The 22,023-nt window shown below is 74.7% G+C and carries 22 protein-coding genes and 1 pseudogene; 13 read left to right on the top strand and 10 right to left on the bottom strand.

Translation table 11 applies throughout. The features are described from left to right. Positions 1–247 precede the first annotated feature (247 nt). Together ACSNOB_RS03990 and ACSNOB_RS03985 are read left to right on the top strand one after the other, a co-directional pair. Complete coding sequence (locus ACSNOB_RS03990; protein WP_436685218.1) at positions 248–1,264, top strand: mechanosensitive ion channel family protein; 1,017 nt, start codon at positions 248–250, stop codon at positions 1,262–1,264. A gap of 206 nt (positions 1,265–1,470) precedes the next feature. Then, on the top strand, positions 1,471–2,838 hold the full coding sequence (locus ACSNOB_RS03985) for an MFS transporter (RefSeq protein ID WP_436685217.1): 1,368 nt from the start codon (positions 1,471–1,473) through the stop codon (positions 2,836–2,838). Positions 2,839–2,938: 100 nt separating this feature from the next. Here the strand turns inward: ACSNOB_RS03985 and ACSNOB_RS03980 are convergent. Further along, positions 2,939–3,640: pseudogene (locus tag ACSNOB_RS03980) on the bottom strand (FadR/GntR family transcriptional regulator); the annotation flags it as partial. Between the two features lie 147 nt (positions 3,641–3,787). On the opposite strand from ACSNOB_RS03980, the gene ACSNOB_RS03975 reads away from it, so the two are divergent. The 8 genes from ACSNOB_RS03975 (at position 3,788) to ACSNOB_RS03940 (ending at position 11,472) form a co-directional block, all read left to right on the top strand. Further along, positions 3,788–5,074 carry an ABC transporter substrate-binding protein gene (locus tag ACSNOB_RS03975; RefSeq protein ID WP_436685216.1) on the top strand — a complete coding sequence of 429 codons (1,287 nt, stop codon included), beginning with the start codon at positions 3,788–3,790 and terminating at the stop codon, positions 5,072–5,074. 80 nt (positions 5,075–5,154) lie between these two features. Then, on the top strand, positions 5,155–6,105 hold the full coding sequence (locus tag ACSNOB_RS03970) for a carbohydrate ABC transporter permease (protein ID WP_436685215.1): 951 nt from the start codon (positions 5,155–5,157) through the stop codon (positions 6,103–6,105). Further along, complete coding sequence (locus ACSNOB_RS03965) at positions 6,102–6,917, top strand: carbohydrate ABC transporter permease (protein WP_436685214.1); 816 nt, start codon at positions 6,102–6,104, stop codon at positions 6,915–6,917. The genes ACSNOB_RS03970 and ACSNOB_RS03965 overlap by 4 nt, the downstream gene beginning before the upstream one ends. Before the next feature lie 8 nt (positions 6,918–6,925). Then, complete coding sequence (gene dgoD, locus ACSNOB_RS03960) at positions 6,926–8,074, top strand: galactonate dehydratase (protein ID WP_436685213.1); 1,149 nt, start codon at positions 6,926–6,928, stop codon at positions 8,072–8,074. Between the two features lie 4 nt (positions 8,075–8,078). After that, positions 8,079–8,717 (top strand): bifunctional 4-hydroxy-2-oxoglutarate aldolase/2-dehydro-3-deoxy-phosphogluconate aldolase, encoded by a 639-nt coding sequence (locus ACSNOB_RS03955; protein ID WP_393110785.1) that lies wholly within the window; start codon positions 8,079–8,081, stop codon positions 8,715–8,717. Continuing rightward, positions 8,714–9,667, top strand: a complete 954-nt coding sequence (locus tag ACSNOB_RS03950; RefSeq protein WP_436685212.1) for a sugar kinase — start codon at positions 8,714–8,716, stop codon at positions 9,665–9,667. The genes ACSNOB_RS03955 and ACSNOB_RS03950 overlap by 4 nt, the downstream gene beginning before the upstream one ends. Before the next feature lie 34 nt (positions 9,668–9,701). Next, positions 9,702–10,931 (top strand): D-mannonate dehydratase ManD, encoded by a 1,230-nt coding sequence (gene manD / locus ACSNOB_RS03945; RefSeq protein ID WP_393110789.1) that lies wholly within the window; start codon positions 9,702–9,704, stop codon positions 10,929–10,931. Further along, positions 10,921–11,472: a gluconokinase gene (locus ACSNOB_RS03940; RefSeq protein WP_436685211.1), complete on the top strand. Its 552-nt coding sequence runs from the start codon at positions 10,921–10,923 to the stop codon at positions 11,470–11,472. Before manD ends, ACSNOB_RS03940 begins: the two co-directional genes overlap by 11 nt. Before the next feature lie 95 nt (positions 11,473–11,567). Here the strand turns inward: ACSNOB_RS03940 and ACSNOB_RS03935 are convergent, their stop codons facing one another. The 3 genes from ACSNOB_RS03935 to ACSNOB_RS03925 form a co-directional block, all read right to left on the bottom strand. Further along, the gene (locus ACSNOB_RS03935) at positions 11,568–12,425 is read right to left on the bottom strand and encodes a hypothetical protein (RefSeq protein WP_436685210.1); all 858 of its coding nucleotides are present in this window, start codon (positions 12,423–12,425) and stop codon (positions 11,568–11,570) included. A gap of 209 nt (positions 12,426–12,634) precedes the next feature. Then, positions 12,635–13,051 (bottom strand): YchJ family protein, encoded by a 417-nt coding sequence (locus ACSNOB_RS03930; protein ID WP_436685209.1) that lies wholly within the window; start codon positions 13,049–13,051, stop codon positions 12,635–12,637. A 188-nt stretch (positions 13,052–13,239) separates the two neighbouring features. Further along, the gene (locus ACSNOB_RS03925) at positions 13,240–13,614 is read right to left on the bottom strand and encodes a hypothetical protein (RefSeq protein WP_436685208.1); all 375 of its coding nucleotides are present in this window, start codon (positions 13,612–13,614) and stop codon (positions 13,240–13,242) included. Positions 13,615–13,856: 242 nt separating this feature from the next. Between ACSNOB_RS03925 and ACSNOB_RS03920 the strand changes: the two genes are divergently transcribed. Next, positions 13,857–14,471, top strand: a complete 615-nt coding sequence (locus tag ACSNOB_RS03920; protein ID WP_436685207.1) for a DsbA family protein — start codon at positions 13,857–13,859, stop codon at positions 14,469–14,471. A gap of 4 nt (positions 14,472–14,475) precedes the next feature. Beyond that, positions 14,476–15,720 carry an MFS transporter gene (locus ACSNOB_RS03915; protein WP_436685206.1) on the top strand — a complete coding sequence of 415 codons (1,245 nt, stop codon included), beginning with the start codon at positions 14,476–14,478 and terminating at the stop codon, positions 15,718–15,720. A 59-nt stretch (positions 15,721–15,779) separates the two neighbouring features. Here the strand turns inward: ACSNOB_RS03915 and ACSNOB_RS03910 are convergent, their stop codons facing one another. From ACSNOB_RS03910 to ACSNOB_RS03895, 4 genes are all read right to left on the bottom strand, one after another. Continuing rightward, on the bottom strand, positions 15,780–16,547 hold the full coding sequence (locus ACSNOB_RS03910; protein WP_436685237.1) for an SGNH/GDSL hydrolase family protein: 768 nt from the start codon (positions 16,545–16,547) through the stop codon (positions 15,780–15,782). A 55-nt stretch (positions 16,548–16,602) separates the two neighbouring features. Beyond that, positions 16,603–17,706 carry a magnesium and cobalt transport protein CorA gene (locus ACSNOB_RS03905; RefSeq protein WP_436685205.1) on the bottom strand — a complete coding sequence of 368 codons (1,104 nt, stop codon included), beginning with the start codon at positions 17,704–17,706 and terminating at the stop codon, positions 16,603–16,605. A gap of 64 nt (positions 17,707–17,770) precedes the next feature. Next, positions 17,771–18,391 carry a class F sortase gene (locus ACSNOB_RS03900; protein ID WP_436685204.1) on the bottom strand — a complete coding sequence of 207 codons (621 nt, stop codon included), beginning with the start codon at positions 18,389–18,391 and terminating at the stop codon, positions 17,771–17,773. Between the two features lie 91 nt (positions 18,392–18,482). After that, complete coding sequence (locus ACSNOB_RS03895; RefSeq protein ID WP_436685203.1) at positions 18,483–18,971, bottom strand: hypothetical protein; 489 nt, start codon at positions 18,969–18,971, stop codon at positions 18,483–18,485. A gap of 455 nt (positions 18,972–19,426) precedes the next feature. Between ACSNOB_RS03895 and ACSNOB_RS03890 the strand changes: the two genes are divergently transcribed. Beyond that, positions 19,427–19,963, top strand: a complete 537-nt coding sequence (locus ACSNOB_RS03890) for a GNAT family N-acetyltransferase (protein ID WP_436685202.1) — start codon at positions 19,427–19,429, stop codon at positions 19,961–19,963. Positions 19,964–19,965: 2 nt separating this feature from the next. Here the strand turns inward: ACSNOB_RS03890 and ACSNOB_RS03885 are convergent, their stop codons facing one another. Both ACSNOB_RS03885 and ACSNOB_RS03880 read right to left on the bottom strand, forming a co-directional pair. Beyond that, positions 19,966–20,790 carry an inositol monophosphatase family protein gene (locus ACSNOB_RS03885; protein ID WP_436685201.1) on the bottom strand — a complete coding sequence of 275 codons (825 nt, stop codon included), beginning with the start codon at positions 20,788–20,790 and terminating at the stop codon, positions 19,966–19,968. A gap of 33 nt (positions 20,791–20,823) precedes the next feature. Continuing rightward, a complete protein-coding gene (locus ACSNOB_RS03880; RefSeq protein WP_436685200.1) occupies positions 20,824–21,933 on the bottom strand; it encodes a hypothetical protein in 1,110 nt (369 codons plus the stop codon). Positions 21,934–22,023 lie beyond the last annotated feature (90 nt).

Raw genomic sequence — 22,023 nt, 5'->3', positions numbered from 1 at the left:
TCAGCGGGGTGGGCACCACGACCGGGTCGGCCACCGTCGACATCGTCTCCCCGTCCTTCGCGCAGGACCGGGTCCCGGTGGCCTACGACTGCCGACGCCGCTGACCCGCGCGGCCGGCGGGCGGGGCGCCAACCGCCGGACCCGGCGCGCGTCGGTGCCCCCGGGCGTCCGGCGCGACCGGTGTTTCCCTGCTCAGCGCCGGGGGTAGGTCGGGCCCGACGAAACGGATGCCCGTGTGGAGGATGCGATGAGAGACGACTTCGGCGACGCGGCGGGGGACGCCCTCCGCTCGGTGCTGCTGTTCCTGCCCAAGGCCGTGGCCTTCGTGGCCATCCTGGTGGTCGGTTGGCTGATCGCCAAGGCCGTGCTCAAGATCGTGGACAAGGTGCTGGAGCGGGTGGGCTTCGACCGCGCGGTGGAGCGCGGCGGGATCCGCCGGGCCCTCGCCCGCTCCCGGTACGACGCCAGCGACATCGTCGCCAAGCTCGCCTACTACGGGGTGCTGCTGGTGACCCTCCAGCTCGCGTTCGGCATCTGGGGGCCGAACCCCATCTCGGACCTCATCGCCGGCGTCATCGCCTGGCTGCCCCGCGCCTTCGTCGCGATCGTCATCGTCGTGGTCGCCGCGGCGATCGCCAACGCCGTCAAGGACATCATCAGCGGCGCCCTGGGCGGTCTGTCGTACGGGCGGATCCTGGCCACCGTCGCCTCGGTCTTCATCCTCGGCCTCGGCGTCATCGCCGCCCTCAACCAGATCGGCGTGGCCACCGCCGTCACCACGCCGGTGCTGGTGGCCGTGCTCGCCACCCTCGGCGGCATCCTCGTCGTCGGGGTCGGCGGCGGGCTGGTCCGCCCGATGCAGAGCCGGTGGGAGTCGTGGCTGACCCGTGCCGAGCAGGAGTCGCAGCTGATCGCCACGCACGCCCGTGCCTATCAGGCCGGCCGCCGCGACAGCGCCGCCCACCTGGCCACCCCGGCGACCGACGCGGATGCCACCCAGGTCGTCCCGCGCCCGGGCGACCCCGCCAACCCGGCGACCGACGCGGATGCCACCCAGGTCGTCCCGCGCCCGGGCGACCCCGCCGGCCCGGCGACCGACGCCGATGCCACCCAGGCCGTCCCGCGCCTGGCCACGCCCCACGCCGACCCGGACGCCACCCAGGTGACCTCGACCGGCGCCACCGTTCCGGCGCAGCCGACCGGTCAGGACGCCGAGGCCACCATGGTCATCCCGCCGATGGACCAGGAGAAGTTCCGCCGCTGACGCGCCGCCACCGCACCCCGGGGTGGGACCCGCGCGGGTCCCACCCCGCGCTGCGTGTCACGGGTGAGGCGTCGCCGCCCGGGCCCGCCGGCGTCTATCATCGCCGGCATGACGTGGCGATGTTGATGCACCGCTGACGGTCGCCCCCGTGGGCCGCCGCGGTCGCCGTACGTCCGGCGTCCGCTTCGTCCCCACGGGAAGGCTTCATGACTGTCCACACTCCGCGCGTGCCCGATCCGCGTGTCCGCCGGCTGGCGGCCACGCTCTACGGCTACGCGTTCCTCGGTGAACTCGTTCTGCTCTACCCGCTGTACGCGCTGCTGTTCAGCGACACCGGCCTGTCGGTCTGGCAGATCTCCTCGCTGTTCGTGATCTGGTCGGCCAGCAGCATCCTGCTGGAGGTGCCCTCCGGCGCCTTCGCCGACGCCGTCTCGCGGCGCCTGCTGCTCGTCATCGCCCCGCTCGTCGCCGCCGGCGGCTTCGCGCTCTGGGTGCTCGTCCCCTCGTACCCGGCCTTCGCCGTCGGCTTCGTGCTCTGGGGCGCCGCCGGGGCGCTCGCCTCGGGCGCGCTGGAGGCGCTGGTCTTCACCGAGCTCGACCGGCTCGACGCCGCCGGCCGGTACGCCCGCACCATCGGCCGGGCCAGGACGGCCGAGACGCTGGGCGTGCTCGCCTCGATCGTCCTGGCCGGCCCCGTGTTCGCCCTCGGCGGCTACCCGGCGGTCGGCGCGGCCAGCGTGCTGGCCTGCCTGCTCGCCGCCGCCGTGGCCACCGGCTTCCCGGAACACCGCCGACGCCCGGCCGACGTCCCCGCCGCCACGCCCGCTGCCGCCCCGGCCGGCGCCGGCGTGGTCTGCGCCGCCGGGGCGGAGCAGGTGGGGCGGGGCGGCGAACCGGACGTCGTGATGGTCGAGGACGCAGCGGCGGTTGCGTCGGCGGAGGACGACGGCGACGACCTCGGCTGGTGGGCGAGCCTGCGCGCGGGGCTCGCCGAGGCGCACACCGACCCGGCCGTCCGCGCGGCCGTCCTGCTGGTCGCGACGGTCGCGGCGGTCTGGGGCGCCCTCGACGAGTACACGCCGCTGCTGGCGCGCGACACCGGCGTCGCCGCGGCGACCGTGCCGCTGCTGCTCCTGCTCACCTGGGTCGGGGTCAGCGTCGGCGGCCTGCTCGCCCCGGCGGGGGAGCGGCTCACCACCCGCGGGTACGCCGGCCTGCTGGCGGTGTCCGCCGTGGCCCTGGCCGCCGGGGCGCTGCTCGCCCGCCCGGTCGGCTTCGCGCTGGTAGCGGCGGCGTTCTGCGGCTTCCAGCTCGCCACCGTGCTCGCCGAGGCCCGGTTGCAGGCCCGGATCACCGGCGGCAGCCGGGCCACGGTCACCTCGCTCGCCGGGATGGCCACCGACGTGACGATCATCGCCGTCTACGCCGGGTACGGTCTGCTCGCCACCGGGGCCGGCAACGGGGTCGCCTTCGCGGTGGCCGCCGTGCCGTACCTGATCGTCGCGCTGCTCCTGGTGACCCGCGCCCGCCGGTCGGCCCGTCACCGGGTGGCGGCGGGGCGTCGCGCCGGCTGACCCGCGGCCCGGCGGCGCCCGCCACCGGGACGGGACCGGCGGGTTCGCCGGTCTGCTCCCAGATCGAACTCATCTCGTCGAAGGCCTGCTCCATGAGCTGCACCATGGCCTTGCGGGCGCGCTCGCCGTCGCGCCGCTGGATGGCCTGGGCCACCTCCGCGTGCAACTGGAGGGCCTGCTCGTGCGGGTGGTGCGGCATGAGGTGGTGCTGGTGCCGGCCGGTGAGCACCTCCGCGACCAGATCCTGCAGCCGGACGAACATCTCGTTGCCGGAGGCCACCAGCACCCGCCGGTGGAACTCTATGTCGAGCTGGAGGAAGCGCTCCTCGTCGCCGGCCTTGCCGGCGGCCCACATCTTCGCCGCGAGGCCGACGAGGTCGCTGGCCTCGTCGTGACCGACCCGCTCGGCGGCGAGCCATGCGGCGTGCGGCTCGACGGCGGTGCGCAGCTCGGTGATCGAGCGGAGCTGGACGATGCGGCCGGACGACGCGAGCCGCCAGCGGATCACCTGGGGATCGAAGACGTTCCAGGCGTCCGGGGGAAGGATCATGACCCCGACACGGCGGCGGGCCTCGATGAATCCGATCGAGGCGAGCACCCGCAGCACCTCCCGGACGACCGAGCGGGAGACGGCGTAGCGCTCGACCAGGTCGTCGATGTTGAGCACCGACCCCGGCGCCAGCTCGCCGCCGCAGATGGCCGTGCCGAGGTGGTCGAGGACCCGTGCGTGCAGCCCTGCCTCGACAGGGGCGAGCTGGGCGGCGGCGACCCCCGGGGAGGACTGTTTCACGCGGCGGATCATATCAGTTGAACGTACCCCTTGTATAAGTCTGCTTTTTCGGCCTAGCATCCCGAAGTTAAGCGGATGTAAACCGCGAGGTGGCGGCCCACCCGTCGGGGGGCGAGGGCGGCGGCCACGGCCTCGGCTTCGGCATAAGGAGAGATGGACGTGAGACGTCGATCAGTAATCGGCTCTTCCCTGGCGATGGTCCTCGCCCTCGGCCTGTCGGCCTGCGGTGGCGGCGACGACGCGGGCAGCTCGAACACCGTGCGCGTGACGCTGGTCAACCACGTGTGGACGGAGAACATCAAGAAGGCCCTGCCGGAGTTCGAGAAGCAGTCGGGCCTGAAGGTGGAGGTCACCCAGCTCGGCGAGGACCAGCTCTCCGACCAGTACAACGTCAAGCTGAACGCCGGGTCCACCGATCTCGACGTGATGATGTACCGGCCCCTGCAGGAGGGGAAGCTGTTCGCCAAGAACAAGTACCTCGCCGACCTGACCGAGAAGACCAAGTCGGACGGCGCGTTCGAGTTCGGCGACTTCCAGGCGGGCCCCGTGCAGGCCACCACGTACGAGGACAAGGTGGTCGGCGTGCCGATCATCACCGAGCAGGAGGTCCTCTACTACCGCAAGGACCTGTTGCAGAAGTCCGGCTTCACCGCCCCGCCGAAGACCCTCGACGAGCTCAAGGCGCAGGCGGCGAAGGTCGAGGCCGACAACCCGGGCGTGGCGGGCTTCGTCTCCCGCACCGGCAAGGCCGCCGCGGTCACCCAGTTCTCCAGCTTCCTCTACAGCTTCGGCGGCGACTTCGTCGACGCCAGCGGCAAGGCGTCGGTCAACACCGAGCAGGCCAAGCAGGCGTACGCGTACTACGGCGGGCTGCTGCGTGAGCACGGCCCGGAGAACATCAGCACCGACATGAGCTGGTCCGAGGCGATGGCGATCTTCACGCAGGGCAAGGCGGCGTTCTACACCGAGGCCAACTCGCTCTACAAGAACGCCACCGACCCGACCAAGTCGAAGGTCTCCGAGACCGTCGGGTTCGCGGCCTTCCCGGCCGGTCCGGCCGGCTCGAAGCCGTACAACATCCCCTCCTGGGCGCTGGGCGTCAACGAGGCGTCCAAGAACCAGGACAACGCCTGGAAGTTCATCCAGTGGGCCGCCGGCAAGGAGCAGGCGCTGGCGCAGCAGAAGGCCGGCGTCCCCGGTGCCCGTACCTCGGTCTGGGAGAACCCGGAGGGCGCGGCGACCTACCCGAAGGACCTCGCCGAGGCCACCACGGTCAGCACCGCCAACGGCGTGGGCCACGACCGTCCGCTCGTCGTGAAGGTCGCCGAGGCGCGGGAGATCGTCGGCCAGCCGATCGTCGACGCGATCACCGGCAAGGACGCGGCCGCCTCGGCGGACGCGGCGAACGAGGCGTTCCAGAAGTTCCTCGACGACGAGGCGAAGTAGCCCGAAGCGCGGGTGGCGGAGCCGACCGGCTCCGCCACCCCGCGTCGGGACGCTGGCCCTGACCCACCCCCGGAGACCTCATGTCAGCCGTCACCACACCAGTCAAAAGATCGTCCGAGGCGCGCCCGGAGTCCCCGCAGACCTCGGCCTGGTCGCGCTGGGCCAACGAGCACCGCAAGTGGCTCTTCGCGGCGCCCGCCATGTTGTTCGTCGCCGTGCTGATCGTCTTCCCGGTGGCGTGGACCGGGTACCTCAGCCTGACCGACGCCGAGGGATCGGTGCGGGCCGAGAGCGAGTTCATCGGCTTCCAGAACTACCTCGACGTGCTCGGTGACACCGACCGGTTCTGGCCGGCCGTGTGGCGTACCGCCCTCTTCACCGGCGTCGTGCTCTTCTTCGAGATCGTCCTCGGCATGGCCATCGCGCTGCTGCTGTGGCGGCCGTTCCGCGGGGAGAAGTGGGTCCGGGTCGCGATCCTCCTGCCGCTGGTGGCCACCCCGGTCGCGGTCGGCATGATGTGGCGGCTGATCTTCGATCCCAACATCGGGATGGCGAACCAGGTGCTCGGCTGGGTCGGCATCGGCCCCCAGCCCTGGCTCTCCGGGCAGGGCTCGGCCCTGCCGACGACGATGTTCATCGACATCTGGCAGTGGACCCCGATGGTCGTGCTGATCCTGCTCGCCGGCCTGACGTCGCTGTCCGACGAGCCGCAGGAGGCGGCGCTGATCGACGGCGCCAGCACCTGGCAGCGGTTCCGGCACGTCACCCTGCCGCTGCTGATGCCCACCGTGATCGTCGCGATCCTGCTGCGCGGCATCGACGCCCTGAAGACGTTCGACATCCTCTACGCCACCAAGGGACGCGGCGGCGGGTCGTTCCACGAGGTGGAGACCCTCAACGTGTACGCCTACGGGCTCAGCTTCGACTACAACGACTACGGCGTCTCATCGACCGTCCTCATCATCTTCTTCCTGATCATCATCGGGGTGATGTGGGCCCTGACCTACCGCAAGAAGGGGCTGGACCGATGAAGCTGCGCAGGCCGTACAAGATCTTCCGGACGGTGGCCCTCGTCCTCGTCGTGCTCTCGCTGATCGCGCCGCTGATCTGGATGATCGCCGCGTCGTTCAAGACCAACGTCGACATCTACGACACCGACAAGGCGTTCGCCTTCTCCCCGACGCTGGACAACTACACCAACGTGCTCCAGCAGGCGAACTACGTCCAGTTCATCGGCAACAGCCTCTGGGTGGCGCTCGCCGCCACCGTGCTGTCGCTGCTGCTCGGGGTGCCCGCCGCGTACTCGATGAGCCGCTTCAACATGAAGAAGTCCGCGCTGGTCGTGCTCATGGCGCGGGTCATCCCCGGCGTCTCGCTGCTGGTGCCCTGGTACTACGTCTTCTCGAACCTGCAGATGGTCGGCGGGTTCACCGTGCTGATCCTCAGTCACATGTTCGTGTCGCTGCCGCTCATCGTCTACATCATGATGGGCTACTTCGACGGCCTGCCGACCGAACTCGAGGAGGCGGCGCTGGTCGACGGGCTGACCCACATCGGCGCGTTCCGGCGGATCACCCTGCCGCTGTCGGTGCCGGGCATCGCCACCGCCGGCATCCTGTCGTTCATCTTCTCCTGGAACAACTTCATGTTCGCCCTGGTGCTCTCCGGGGCCGACACCAAGACGCTCCCGGTGGCGATCTTCGACTTCGTCGGCTACGCCAGCATCGACTGGGGCGGGCTGATGGCGGCGGCCACCGTGGTCACCCTGCCGATCATGCTGATCGCCCTGTTCGTGCAGAAGTACGTCGTCTCCGGCCTCACCGCCGGCGCCACGAAGGGCTGAGGGACACCATGACCACGATCGCACGGGTGGAGACCTTCCTCGTCGCGCCGCGTTGGCTGTTCGTCCGGGTCGAGACGTCCTCCGGGATCGTCGGCTGGGGCGAGGCGACCTGCGAGGGCCGCTCCGAGACCGTCCGCACCGCCGTCGAGCAGCTCAGCGAACTGCTGGTCGGCAAGGACGCGCTGCGGATCGAGGACCACTGGCAGGTGATGACCAAGGGCTCGTTCTACCGGGGCGGGCCGATCCTGGCCAGCGCCGTCGCCGGGCTGGACCAGGCGCTCTGGGACATCGCCGGCAAGCACTTCGGCGCGCCGGTGCACCAGCTGCTCGGCGGCCCGGTCCGCGACCGGATCCGGGTCTACGGGTGGGTCGGCGGCGACGAGCCCGGCGAGGTCCGCGACCAGATCAGCGCCGCCGTCGCCACGGGCCTGACCGCGGTGAAGATGAACGCCTCCGGCCGGATGAGCGCGGTCGCGTCTGTCGCCGAACTCGACGGCGTGGTCCAGCGGGTGGCCGCCGCGCGCGAGGTCCTCGGCGACGAGCGGGACGTGGCGGTCGACTTCCACGGCCGGTTCACCCTGGCCACCGCCCGCCGGGTCGCCCCGCTGCTCGAGCCGTTCCGCCCGTTCTTCCTGGAGGAGCCGGTGGTGCCGGAGAACTCGCACCTGATCGGCGAGTTCGTCCGCTCCACCACCACGCCGGTGTCCACGGGGGAGCGGCTCTACAACCGGCAGGAGTTCCTGCCGGTGCTCCAGGCCGGCATCGCGGTCGCCCAGCCGGACCTCTCGCACGCCGGCGGCATCACCGAGGTCCGCAAGATCGCCGCGCTGGCCGAGGTGTACGACGCGCAGCTCGCCCCGCACTGCCCGCTCGGGCCGATCGCCCTCGCGGCCTGCCTCCAGGTCGGCTTCGCCACGCCCAACTACCTGATCCAGGAACAGAGCATCGGCATCCACTACAACCTCGGCGCCGAGGTGCTCGACTACTGCCTCGACAAGACCCCGCTGACGTTCGTCGACGGGTACGTCGAGCGGCTCACGGCACCCGGCCTCGGCATTGAGATCGACGAACACGCCGTACGGACGGCCGACAAGCGCGGGCACGCGTGGCGCAGCCCCACCTGGCGGCACCGCGACGGCTCCTACGCGGAATGGTGATCACATGACCGTCAACCTCACCGCCGAACTCACCGACGCCCGCATCCTCGCGGTCATCCGCGGCACCGACACCGCCGGCGCCGTCGCCGCCGGCACCGCCCTGCTGGAAGAGGGCGTACGCATCGTCGAGGTGGCCCTCACCACGCCGGACGCCGCGCGGGCGATCGAGGCGCTGCGCGCGGCGGCCCCCGCCGGGTCGCTGGTCGGGGCCGGCACGGTGCTCACCACCGCCGACGTCGCCGACGTGGCCGCCGCGGGCGCGCAGTTCGTGGTGACGCCGGCCGTGGTCGAGTCGATCCCCGAGGCGGCCCGCCGCGGTCTCCCGGTCGCCGCCGGGGCGCTCACCCCCACCGAGGCGTACACCGCGATGCGGATGGGGGCCTCGGCCATCAAGCTGTTCCCGGCCTCGGTCGGCGGCCCGGCGTACCTCAGGGCGGTGCGCGACCCGTTCCCGGACATCCCGTTCGTCGCGGTCGGCGGCGTCGGCCTGGCCGACGTGCCCGGTTACTTCCGGGCCGGCGCGATCGCGGTCGGCCTCGGCGGCCCCCTGGTCGGCGACGCCGCCTCCGGCGGCGACCTGGACGCCCTGCGCGCGCGGGCGCGCACCTACCTCGCCGCGGTGCGGGAGTCGACCGCGTCATGACCGCACCGGACCTGCTCACCGTCGGCGAGGCGCTGGTGTCGCTGCGCTCGGCCGGCCCGCTCGCCGCCGGGGGACCGCTGACCACGCACCTGGCCGGCGCCGAGTCCAACGTGGCGGTGGGGGTGGCCCGGCTGGGCCACCGGGCCGCGTGGGTCGGCCGGGTGAGCACCGACGAGTTCGGCGAGTACACGCTGCGGCAGTTGCGCGCCGAGGGCGTCGGCGTCGACGGCGTGACCCGGGACCCCGACCGGCCGACCGGCCTGATGTTCCTGGAGCAGCGCACGGCCGACGTGACCCGGGTGCAGTACCACCGGGCCGGATCGGCCGGTTCCGCGCTGCGCGTCGACGACCTGCGGGCGCCGCTGGCCGCCGGCGCGCGGACGCTGCACCTGACCGGGATCACCCCGGCGCTGTCCGACACCGCCCGTGAGGCCACCCGGTGGGCGGCCGAGGCGGCCGTCGCGGCGGGCATCCCCGTGTGCCTCGACGTCAACCACCGCGCCCGCCTCTGGTCCCGCGACAGCGCCCGCGAGGTGCTCACCCCGCTGGCGGGGTACGCCACCACCGTCATCGCCTCCGTCGACGAACTCGACCTCGTCGGCGACCCCGGCGCCGACGAGCCCGCCGTCGTGGCGGACCTGTTCCGGCGGGGCGTGCACACCGTCCTGGTCAAGCTGGGCGCCGACGGCGCCCGCGCGCACACCCCGGACGGGGTCGAGCACGTCGGGGCGCTGGCCGTGACCGCCGTCGACACCGTCGGCGCCGGGGACGCGTTCACGGCGGGCTACCTCTCCGGCTGGTTCGACGGGCTCGACCTGGCCGGTCGGCTGCGGCGGGCGGTCACCCTCGGCGCCTTCGCGGTCTCCAGTCGGGGCGACTGCGAAGGGCTGCCGCGCCGCGCCGAACTGTCCCTCATCGACGGCCACGAGGCGGGAAGCGTCCTCCGTTAGCCGCCGCCACACCCCGTTGGAAGAAAGGCACCCCGTGAAGATCGTCGCCGCTGACGTCATCGTCTCCAGTCCCGACCGCAACTTCGTCACCCTGAAGATCACCACCGATGACGGCCTCACCGGCCTGGGCGACGGCACCCTCAACGGACGTGAGCTCTCCGTCGCCTCGTACCTGCGCGACCACGTCGTGCCGCTGCTGATCGGCCGGGACGCGCACCGCATCGAGGACGCCTGGCAGTTCCTCTACCGGTCGGCGTACTGGCGTCGGGGACCGGTCACGATGGCCGCCATCGCGGCGGTGGACGTGGCCCTGTGGGACATCAAGGCCAAGGCCGCCGGCATGCCGCTGTACCAGCTGCTGGGCGGGGCGTCCCGCACCGGCATCATGGCGTACGGCCACGCCTCCGGCCGGGACCTGCCGGAGCTGTTCGACTCGATCCGCCGGCACCTCGAGGAGGGCTACCGCTCCATCCGGGTGCAGACCTCGGTGCCGGGCATCAACGCCGTGTACGGGGTCGCCGCCCAGCCGAGCGTCGACGGCAAGCGCTACGACTACGAGCCGGCGCAGCGCACCCCGTTGCCGGCCGAGGAGGACTGGGACACCCGCTCCTACCTGCGTCACCTGCCCGGCGTCTTCGAGGCGGTCCGCAACGAGTTCGGCCCGGAGCTGCCGCTGCTGCACGACGGCCACCACCGGATGACCCCGATCCAGGCCGCCAAGCTGGGCAAGGCGCTGGAGCCGTACGACCTGTTCTGGCTGGAGGACTGCACCCCGGCGGAGAACCAGGAGGCGCTGCGGCTGGTCCGCCAGCACACCACCACGCCGCTGGCCATCGGCGAGGTCTTCAACACGGTCTGGGACTACCAGACCCTCATCCGCGAGCAGCTCATCGACTACGTCCGCTCCGCCGTCACCCACACCGGCGGCATCACGGCCATGCGCAAGCTGCTCGACTTCGCCGCCCAGTACCAGATCAAGTCCGGCATCCACGGGCCGACCGACATCTCGCCGGTCGGCATGGCCGCCGCGCTGCACCTGGACCTGGCCATCCACAACTTCGGCATCCAGGAGTACATGCGGCACGGGGCGCTCACCAACGAGGTGTTCCGGCAGTCGTTCACCTTCACCGACGGCTACCTGCACCCGGGGGAGCAGCCCGGGCTCGGCGTCGAACTGGACGAGGAGGCCGCCGCGAAGTTCCCGTACGTGCCGGCCTACCTGCCGTTCAACCGGCTCCAGGACGGCACCGTCCATGACTGGTGAGCGCCGCGCGGGCGCGCCGACGCGGCACGTGGTCGTGATGGGGGTGTCCGGGGCCGGCAAGACGACCGTCGCCCTGGGCATCGCCGCTCGTACCGGACTGACCTTCGCCGAGGCGGACGAGTTCCACCCGCCGGCCAACGTGGCGAGCATGCGGGCCGGGGTGCCGCTGGACGACGCCGCGCGCCTGCCCTGGCTGCGCGACCTGGCCGGGTGGATGGCCGACCGCGCCGCCGACGGCGTCTCGACGGTGCTGGCCTGCTCGGCCCTGAAGCGGTCCTACCGCGACGTGCTCCGCGACGGGCCGCCGAACGTCGAGTTCGTCCTGCTGGACGGGCCGGCCGAGGTGATCCGGGAGCGGATGGCCCGCCGTGCGGGGCACTACATGCCGGCGAGCCTGCTGGGGTCGCAGCTGGCCACCCTGGAACGGCCCCACCCGGACGAGTCGGTGCTGGTGCTCGACGTGTCGCTGACGCCGGACGAGCTCGTCTCGGCGGCGGTCGACGGGCTCGGCCTGTCGACCGACGTCACCGCCGGCCGGTAGGCGTCGCCCCGTCGCCGCGCCCCGGCGCCGCGACCGGGCGCCACCCGCGCCGGCCGTCGGGTCGGACCCGGCGTCCGCCCCCGCGGGCGAGCCGGTCAGCCGTCGGTACGCCGTAGCGGCGTGTCGGTGGCCGAATCCTCCAGGAGGTGCTTGAGCGCGGCGAGCCGGTCCCGCCAGTACGCCTTCAGCTCCGCCGCCTGCTCCGCCCCGCTCAGCCGCTCGTGCTGGACGGACACCCGGGACTTCGTCGGGTCCACGGCCACGAAGCCCACCACGAGTCGGGTCGACCCGTCGCCCCAGTCGGCCCGGAACGTCCTCGGCGCGGTGGCCGTACGGACCCGCACCGCCGCGTCGGGCAGCCACCGCCGGCGCAGCGCGTCGTCGGCGAAGGCGTCGAAGAGCCGCCGCACCGGTACGGCGACCGTCCGGCTCCCGGCGGCGGAGAAGCCGCCCCCGCGCCGCTGCCCGGGCGCGCGCAGGCCACGCGCCTGCTCGTACCCGACGGTGAGGCTCTGCGCCCACCAGCCGGCGACCTCGTGGGTGTCGACCAGCCAGCGGGCGATCTCGGCGTGCGTACGCCCGGTCGCGCCCCAGGCGTCGAGCAGGACGAACCACTCGTCCCAGCCGCGCCCGGTGCGCTCCCGCACCAGCGCGTCGGAGACGCGCTCGGTCTGCCTCCCGGTGCCCGTGGCCGTGGCGCCGTCCGCGGGGGCGGTCGCCGCCTCGGCGGGAGCGGTGGGCGGGGTGTCGCCGGCCGGCGGGACGGCAGCGGGACCGGTGCCGTCCGGGGCGGCCGGCCCGGCGGGCGGCGACACGGCGGGCTCCTGGCCGGCGGACGCGGGCGGGGCGTCGGCGGACCGGGCCAGCAGCTGCCGGCGGGCGGTCGTGTAGCTCTCGCCGGTCTTGTCCATCCGGGCGCGGACCCGGGCCTTGAAGGCGCGCTGACTCGTCATCACATGCTCCCTGTCGACGGCGCGGTCGCAGGGACTCACGCTCCCGTCGACCCCGCCGGAGTGGGGCATGTGGCACCGCGTCCCGAGGGCTCGGAGCCCCCTTTGCCTCCGCGGGGCCGGCGGCGTGAGCGCCGGGAGGGAGGTGCGGCGCGGGACCGCGCCGGGGTCATCCTAACTCCCGGTCGTCCCGGCCGGCACGCCCTCGCCGGTCAGGAGGACTCGGCGTCCAGGTAGACCCAGCGCCCGTCCTCGCGCACGAACCGGCTCCGCTCGGTCTGCGTCCCGGGCCGGCCGCCGGCGCGGTAGTGGGCGCGGAACTCGACCACGCCGGTGGCGTCGAACAGCCCGCCCCGGTCGGCGTCGACGATCTCCAACCCGGTCCAGCGCTGCCCGGGGTCCAGGTCGAGCCGGCGCGGCCGGGTCGAGGAGTGCCAGCTGCGCAGCAGGTACGCGGCGTCGCCGACGGCGAAGGCGGTGTACCGCGAGCGCATCAGCGCCTCGGCGGTCGCCGCGTCCGCCTCGCCCCGGTGCAGCCGGCCGCAACACTGCGCGTACGGCTGGGCGGACCCGCACGGGCAGGGCCGGTCCCGGTCGTCGGCCGCGCTCCGGCGGGGTCTGGTCGCCACGAGCCCATTCTGGCCGACGGTCCGCCGCGGCCGGCGGCCGGACCCCAGCCGTGCGGGCACCGGCCCGGCCGTGCGGGCACCGGCCCAGCCGTGCGGCGTCCGGATCCGGGCGGGCATCCGCCGCCCCGGCGCCGGTCACGGCAACCGCCGCGCCGGTTGCCGCTCAGGCCCGACGACGCGCGCGCCGGTCAGCGGCCGCTCGTGCGTGCCGTCCGGCGCGTGCCGAAAGACTCCATGGTCGTCGCCTTGCGGCCCGGTGTCTTGCTGGCCGCCGCGCCGGCGCGGGTCGCGGCCGCCTTCGCCGTCTTCTTCGCGGGCGCCTTCTTCGCCGGCGCGCCCGTGGCCGGGGCCTTCCGGGCGCGGGCGGGGGCCGCCGTGGCGGAGGTGTCCTTCTTCCGGGCCACCCGTGCCGTCGTCGGCGTGGGCTTCTCACCCGGGGACTTGGCCGCGGACGCCCCGGAGGCCCGCTTCGTGGCCGTCGCCACCTTCTTCGCCGCCGCCGTCCGCTTCATCGGGGCCTTGCGCGCCCCGGTGGCCTTCCTGGCCCGTCCTGCGTCCGCCATCGTCGCTCCTCGGGAATCGGCCCTGGGCGCACGGTCTTCCCCCGGCCCCGACGGCCAAACGCCGCCCGCCGACGGCGCCCCCCCGCCGAGCGGCGGGACCGGCCCCACGGCCCGCGCCGCCGTCCGCGCGGTCGAATCGGCCCAGTCGTCGCGACGAAAATCGGCCCTGCCGGTGGGCCGATCGGTCCGTCAGGCTTGCAGGGACCCTCTCCCGCGAGTACCGAAGGACTGGAACTTTCGCCATGACGACCGCCGACATGTGGTTCGACCCGCGCTGCCCGTGGGCCTGGAACGCCTCGCGCTGGCTGCTGGAGGTGGAACGGGTCCGCCCGGTGACCGTCCGCTTCCACGTGATGAGTCTGTCCCTGCTCAACGACGGCCGCGACGGTCTGGAGGAGTGGTACCGGGAGTGGCTCAAGCCCGGCATGGGCCCGGTGCGGGTGGCCGTCGCCGCCGAGCAGAAGTACGGCAACGAGGTGCTGCGCGACCTCTACACCGCGCTCGGCACCCGGATCCACCACGAGCGCGCGCCGATCGGGCCGGAGCTGTACCGCGCGGCTTTGGCCGAGGTGGGGCTGGCCGCCGACCTCGCCGACGCGGCGGAGTCGACCGACCACGACGAGGCGTTGCGGGCCAGCCACGACGCCGGCCTGGAACCGGTCGGCGAGGACCTCGGCACCCCCACCATCCACGTCACCGTCGACGGCCAGCGGCACGCCTTCTTCGGGCCGGTGGTGGCTCCCGCCCCGCGCGGCGAGGCGGCGGGCCGGCTCTGGGACGGGGTGCTCGCGGTCGCCGGCACCGACGGGTTCTTCGAGCTGAAGCGGGCTCGTACCCGCCGGCCGATCGAGCGCTGACGGCGTGCCCGTGGTCCCGCCCGCGCCGGCCCGGACGCTGGTCCGCGCCCAACTGGCCAACTCGGTCGGCGACGGCGTCTTCCTCGTCACCTCGGCGCTGTACTTCACCGGACCGGTGGGCCTGTCGCCGGGCCAGGTCGGCCTCGGCCTGACCCTCGGCTGGGCGGTCGGCGTGCTCGTCGGCGTGCCGGCCGGGCAGCTCGCCGACCGGTGGGGCGCCCGCCGCACGGCGGTGCTGCTCGCCGCCGGCACCGGCGCCTCGGTGGCGGCGTTCCTGGCCGTCGGGCGGCCCACCACCTTCGTCCTGGTCGCCTGCCTCTACGCCGCGTGCCAGACCGGGCTGGCCGCCGCCCGGCAGGCGGCCCTGGCCCACCTGGTGGAGCCGGCCCGCCGCACCGAGGTCCGCGCCCGGCTGCAGGCCGTCGCCAACGGCGGGCTCGCCCTCGGCGCGGCGCTGGGCGGCCTCGCGCTGGCCGCGCAGACGGCCGCGGCGTACCGGCTCGTGCTGGGGTTGGACGTGGTCGCGTTCGGGGTCGCCGCCGCCCTGCTCGCCCGGCTGCCGCAGGCTGGGCCGACGGCCGGACCGGTCGTCGCCGGCCCCCGGCTGGCCGTGCTGCGCGACCGCCCGTACGCGCTGCTGACCGCCCTGAACGCGGTGATGATGCTCTACCTGCCGCTGCTCAGCCTGGTCCTGCCGCTGTGGGTGGCCCGGCGGACGGCGGCGCCGGCCTGGCTGGCGGCGGCGGTGCTCGCGCTCAACACCGTGGCGGTGCTGCTCTGGCAGGTCCGGGTGGCGCGGGGGGTCACCGACCCGGACGGCGCGGTCCGGGCGCTGCGCCGCGCCGGGCTGCTCATGGTGGGCGCCTGCGCGGTCCTCGCGACCTCCTCCGCCGCGACCGGGCCCTGGCTGGCCGCCGCGGTGCTCCTGGTCGGCGCGGCCGCGCAGGTGGCCGCCGAGATGGCGCACGGCGCCGGCGCCTGGCAGCTCAGCTTCGACCTCGCGCCGGACGGACGGCACGGGCAGTACCAGGGCTTCTTCGGCACAGGCGTGCCGTTGGCCCGGATGCTCGGGCCGGTGCTGCTCACCACGCTCGTCGTCGACGGCGGCCCGGCCGGCTGGCTCGCCTTCGGCGCGCTCTACGCCGCGGCGGCCTGGGCGATGGGCCCGACCACCCGCTGGGCGCAGCGCAGCCGGGCCGCCACCGCCGAGCCCGCGTGTGCGGCGGGTCGGGCCGTGCCCGTACCGTGATCGCGGCGGCGGCCCGGCCGGGCACCCGGACGAGGTCGTCGGCCGCGCGACGCTGCCCGTCAGGACAGCTCGACCGGCAGCGGCACCGGCCGCTTGGCGACCCGGTCGTCGCCGGAGGACCGCCCGCGCGCGTGCCGGGCCAGCCACGGCAGCAGGTGCCGGCGGGTCCAGGCCAGCTCGGCGCGGAGCACCTCGTGGCGACGACGGCGCGGCGCCGCCTGCAGCGGGCGCGTCCAGCCGTCGTCGGTGCCCGGCAGGCCGACGGTGTGCGCGAGCGCGGCGGCGATCCGCTCGTGGCCGGCGCTGTTGGCGTGCAGCCGGTCGTCGCTCCACAGCCGGGGGTCCGAGGCGACCGGGTGGGCGCCGAGGTCCAGCAGGGTCGCCCCGGTCTCGGCGGTCACCGCCCGCAGCGCGGCGTTCAGCGCGAGCATCCGGCCGCGCAGCGGGCGGGCCAGCGGCATCACCGGCACCGGGTCGGGCAGGGTGAAGGTCAACACCGTCGCACCCTGCCCGACCAGCGCCCGCTGCATCGCGCCGACGTCCTCGGCCACCCGGTCGGCGTCGAAGGACGGGCGCAGCACGTCGTTCATCCCGGCGACCACGGTGGCGAGGTCCGGGGCGAGGTCGAGGGCGGGCTGGAGCTGATCGGCCCGGATGCGGGTGGTGGTGCGCCCGCGGATCGCCAGGTTGGCGTACTCGAGCCCGCCCTGGGCGCGGGCCACCGCGAGGGCGAACCGGTCGGCCCAGCCCCGGTAGCCGCCGGCCCCGTCGGGGTCGTCGAGCCCCTCGGTGGTGCTGTCGCCGATCGCCACGTACCGCTGCCACATCACGGGGGAGAGGGTAGCGACCGGCGGGCACGATCCGCTGGTGGCGGTGGCGCGGTCAGAGCCAGCCGGAGCGGCGGAAGAGGCGGTGCAGGGTGACCGCGACCAGCGCCATCAGGCCGAGCGCGGCGGGGTAGCCGTAGCGCCAGCCCAACTCGGGCATGTTGGTGAAGTTCATGCCGTAGACCCCGGCGATCGCGGTCTGGGTGGCGGCGATGGCGGCCCATGCGGCGATCTTGCGCATGTCGTTGTTCTGGTCCACGGCGAGCTGCGCCAGCCGGGACTGCAGGATCGAGTTGAGCAGGTCGTCGTAGGCGGCGACCCGGTCCACCGCCCGGGTGAGCCGGGCGTCCACGTCGACGAACCACCGGCGCAGGCCGCGCGGCGGGCCGTCGGGCCGCTGGTCGAGCAGTGACCGCAGCGGCGCCTGCAGCGGCTGCACCGCCCGCTTGAACTCGACCACTTCCCGCTTGAGCTGGTAGATGTGCTGGATGTCGGCGGAGCGGTCGCGGGCGAACACCGTCTCCTCGACCCGTTCCAGGTCCCGCTCGACGTGCCCGGCGACCTCCAGGTAGAGGTCGACCATCCGGCTGCAGACCGCGTACGCCACCGCCCACGGGCCCTCGGCGAGCACCGCCGGGCGGCGTTCGATGTCGGCGCGGACCGGGGTGAGCGCGCCGGCGGCGCCGTGCCGCACGGTGATGACGAAGCGGTCGCCGAGCAGCACCATGACGTCGCCGGTGTCGATGACCTCCGAGGTGTCGGTCAGCTCGGCGTGCTCGACGTACCCGGCGGTGCGCAGCACGAGCAGCGTCACGTCGCCGTCACGCCGCACCGTGGGGCGGTGCCCGTCGGCGAGCGCCTGCTCGACGGTGAGGTCGTCCAGCCCGAAGGTGCGGCCGACGGCCGCCATCACCGCCGGGCCCGGGTCGTGCAGACCCAGCCAGACGAAGGCGCCGCGGGCGCGGCGGCTGCGGGCGTACGCGTCGGCGTAGTGCGGGCGGCCCGGCTCGCGCCGTCCGTCGACGTAGACGGCGCAGTCGACCACAGCGTCGGGATTGGACGGTCGGGGCTCCCGCTCGCGCTGCCCGGGCACCGGCCGGCCGAGCAGCCGGTCGAACACGGCCGACAGGCGCAGCCGCTCCCTCACCCGCTGTGCCACCCGTCCACCTCCGCGTCGCCCGGCACCCGCGCGGACACCGTACTCGGAGCCGTCCGGCCCGGTGTCAGGGCACCCGGGTGGCGAAGACGACGACGTTGTCGACGTAGCTGCCGGCGCCCCGGTCGAACCGGCCGCCGCAGGTGATCAGGCGCAGGCCCGCCGTGCCGCTGGGCCCGTAGACCAGGTCGGTGGGGAAGCGGTCCTTCGGGTACGACGCGACGCCGTCGACGGCGAAGGTCGCGACGCTGGCGTCGGCGCGGGTGATCCGCACGGTGTCGCCGGCCCGCAGCCGACCGAGGTCGAAGAAGACGGCCGGCCCGGCGGCCGAGTCGACGTGGCCGACGATCACCGCGTTGCCGGTCTCGCCGGGGCTGACGCCGTGCCGGTACCAGCCGGCGAGGGTGGGCCGGTCCAGCGGCGGCACCTCCAGGCGGCCCTCGGCGTCGGCGCCCACCGCGACGATCGGAGCCCGTACGTCGATCGCCGGGATCCGCACGTCGACCGGCTCGGCCCGGCCCAGCGGCGGCACCGGCGGCGCGGAGCGGTCACCGGCCGGCGCGTCGGCGGCCCCGGGCCGGGGCGGGCTCGGCGGGGTCGTCGCCAGCCCGCCGACGACCAGGGCGAGCCCGGTCGTGCCGAGCAGGGCGACGACCGTGACCGCCCATCCGGGCCTGTGCCAGGACACGTTCCACCTCCGTACGCGTTCGCCCGGGTGCCCGCCCCGGCGTTCGCCGGTGCGGGCACCCGTTGCAGGGATGGACGGCGCGGGCCGTCGGTCAGAGCGTGGCCGCGGCCATGTGGCGTCGGCGGCGGGCCAGGATCAGGGCGCCCCCGGCGGCGGAGCCGAGCAGGACGCCGCCGGCGGCGAGCGCCCCGGTCCCGTCGGTGCCGTCGCGGCCGCCGGCCTGCGCGCCGCCGATCGGGGTGACGGTGAACGTCGCGCTGCCGGCCGCGCTGCCGTCGCCGCAGGTCGCGGTCACCGTGTAGGTGCCCAGGGTGAAGCCGGCGGTGAAGAGTTCGGCGCTCAGGCCGCCGCCGGCCGCCGCGGTGGTGGACCGGACGTTCTGGTCGCGGTTCGGCCCGGTGACGCGGAAGATCGCGTCGCCGGACTTCGGGTTGCAGGTGGTCGCGGTGAGCACGACCGTTCCGCCCACCGGGGTGGTGGCCGGTGACACGACCGTGTCGGCCAGCGCGGCGCCCGGCAGCAGGAGCGTGCCCAGACCCACGCCGACCGCCGCCGATACGAGAACTGTCTTGACCTTCATACGCGTCTTCCCTCACTTTTCGTCCGCTGACTGCGTGGGACGTCGCTCGGGTGGCCAACTCCGTGACTAGCACCGGTGTGACCAACCCTAGGCGGGTTGGGCCCCCGATCCGGTGAAAATGAGAATTCCTCGTTGCCGTCACGTGTCCGCCCCGGAGGCGGAGCAAGCAGCGGAAATGCCGGCACGGCCCGCCCGCGAGGGTTGGCCGGGTCGATGTCGTCCGGGGCCGGGCTGTCGGGGCTGGGCCGGTCTCGGCCCGTCTCGGGGAGGATGCGTGGGCGGGTCGGGTCGCGGCCGTGCCGGCCCCGTACGGGGCGGTAGCCGCCGCCGCGGCCCGGTCGCGACGCTCTGCGCCGGCCGGGCCGGCGGCGCCGGCCATCCCCAGCACCTGCCTCTCGGTACGCGCGACCGGAAACTCGTGTGCCCCGCCCCGGCCCGGCGGTTAGGTTCGCCGGGTGACGGAGATCAAGACCGAGCGGCTGCTGCTGCGAAGCTGGCGGGAGTCCGACCTCGCGCCCTGGGCCGAGATGAACGCCGACCCCGAGGTGCGCGAGCACCTCGGACCGCTGCTCACCGCCGAGCAGGCCGCCGCCTCGGTGCGGTCGTTCCAGGCGGCCATCGACCGGTTCGGCTACGGCTTCTGGGCCGTCGAGGTCCGCGACGACGGCCGGTTCGTCGGCTTCGCGGGCCTCGACCCGGTCGACGACGGGCTCCCGGTCAGCGGGGTGGAGGCCGGCTGGCGGCTCGCCCGCTCCGCGTGGGGCCACGGCTACGCCACGGAGGCGGCCCACGCCGTCCTGCGGTACGGCTTCGAGACCGTCGGCCTGCCGGAGATCCTGGCGATCACCACGGCGACGAACGTGCGCTCCCAGGCGGTCATGCGCCGCCTGGGCATGACCACCGACCCGGCCGACGACTTCGACGACCCGGACGTCGAGTCCGGTCCGCTGCGCCGGCTGGTCGTCTTCCGCAAGCGGGCGCCGGAGCGCTGAGTTCAGGGCAGCGCCGTCGCCCGCTCCCGGGCCGCCCGGAACTGCCTCTCGACGGCGGCCAGCAGGGCGGCGTGCGTCTCCGCGTCCGCCGCCACGAGCAGCCCGCCGACGCCGGTGTGCAGGGGTTGCCCCCGCAGACCGGTGACCACGCACCCGGCGGCCTGGCACAGGGCGATGCCGCTGGCGAAGTGCACGCTGTCCCGGACGTCGCGGTCGGTGACGTACGCGGCCCGCCGACCGGCGGCCACCCAGGCCAGGGCCAGCGTCGTGGACAGCACCCGGGGCCGGAACCGCGCGGTGAACTCCGGATCCGCGAGCAGCCGCAGCGCGTCGAACGTGGGGGCGTTCGGGAACGGCGGGTCGAGGTCGACGTCCACCAGCCGCGACCGCCCCGACGGCACGAGGGGCTCGTCGACGCCGTCGCGCCGCACGTGCGCCCGGCTGTCCCCGGCCCAGAACAGCTCCCCGGCCAACGGGTCGGCGGCCGCCGCGACCGTGATCCCCGCGCCGGTGCGCAACGCCACGTTCACCGCGACCAGCGGGGTCCGCGCGGCGTAGTTCAGCGTGCCGCAGAGCGGGTCGACCAGCCAGGTCCGGTCGGCCGAGCGGGAGCCGGTGTGCCCGCTCTCCTCCCCGAGGACGGCGTCGTCCGGCCGCGCGCCCCGCAGCACGTCGAGGATGGCCTGCTCCGACTCCAGGTCGGCGACGGTGGCGAAGTCGCCGGGGGCCTTGTCGAACCGGTCCAGCGCGTCGCCGTAGCGGGCCCGTACGACGGCCGCGCCGGCCTCCGCCGCGGCGATGGCCAGGTCCGGGTCGGTGTGCGTCATGGCTGCACAGTAGACGAGCCGAGGGCCGCGGTGTCAGGGGCGCACGCCGGGGTCGGTCACCCAGCCGGCGAGCAGCACCAGCCCGGTGGGGCGGTGCACGGCGAGGAACCCGAAGGGGCGGTCGACGGTGAGGCGCACCTGCCGCTTGCGCGCGGTGAGCTGCGGCGGGGCAGAACCCGCCCGCATGGCGACGGCGGTGACCACGGCGGCCCGGAAACCCGTCGCGCTGAAGGTGGCCGTCGCGCTCTGCCGTGCCTGCGAGACGGCCAGGAGCGGGGCGATGCCGGGGAAGTGGTCGCCGTCCCCGGTGGCGGTGGCCAGGCCGAACGTCGCCGGCCGCGCCAGCAGGTCGTGGTCGGCACAGACGGTGAAGCCGACCGTGGAGACGATCAGCTCCGGCCGGTCGTCGTACCCGTCGACGACCTGCTCGGTGACCCCCGGGCCGGCGTCGGCGGGCAGCGCGGACGGCGCGGCGAGGCCGCCGACCGCGGCCGGCAGCACCTCCGCCGCGGCACGCCCGGGCGACCCGAGGGCGAGCACCACGTCGACGTCCTCGGCGCCGCGCACGGTGAGCAGGCTCAGCGGGCCGGCGGCGGTGTCGGCGACCCGCAGCGCGTCGAGGTCGTGGCTCAGCCGGCTCAGCCCGGCGAGCCGGCGACCGCGCCACGGCCCGGCGGACGGCTCGCACCAGGCGTCGCGGAACGGCTCGGCCCACTCGGTCAGCAGCGACAGCGCGCTGGCCAGGACCATGGCGGTCGCCGGGGTGACCGGCACCGGCATCCGGGGGACCAGGCCGTCGGTGTGCCCGGCCGCCCACTCGTCGAGGGCCCGCTGGTCGTGCGCCGCATCGCCGGTCAGCTCCCCGCGCAGGGCCGCCGGGACCTCCCGCAGCCACCGGTCGGTCAGCGGAAGGTCCCGCCGGGCCCAGGTGGCGAGCGCGAGCCGGGTGGTCGGGGAGCGGTCCAGGTCGAACCGGGCCGCGTCGGGGGCGACCGCGAGCAGCTCGGCACGGGCCGGGCCGGCGGCGTACCGGGCGAGCAGCGCCAGCAGCGGGTAGACGCCCGCGCCGGAGAGGACCGTCTGCTCGTCGTCCAGCGTGGACGCCCAGCGGGCGGTGAGCGCGTTGGCGGCCGTGGTGCTCATGCGGTGCGACCCTTCGGTGGCGGCGACCCCGTCGCCCCCGGCGGACGACCGTCGGCACCCTACCGTCGGCCGGCGGGCGGCGGGCGCCCG

The organism is Micromonospora sp. URMC 106, from assembly GCF_051386395.1.
Lineage (GTDB): Bacteria > Actinomycetota > Actinomycetes > Mycobacteriales > Micromonosporaceae > Micromonospora.
The sequence above is the reverse complement of the archived record's forward strand: the minus strand, read 5'-3'. Positions and strand labels throughout refer to the sequence as shown.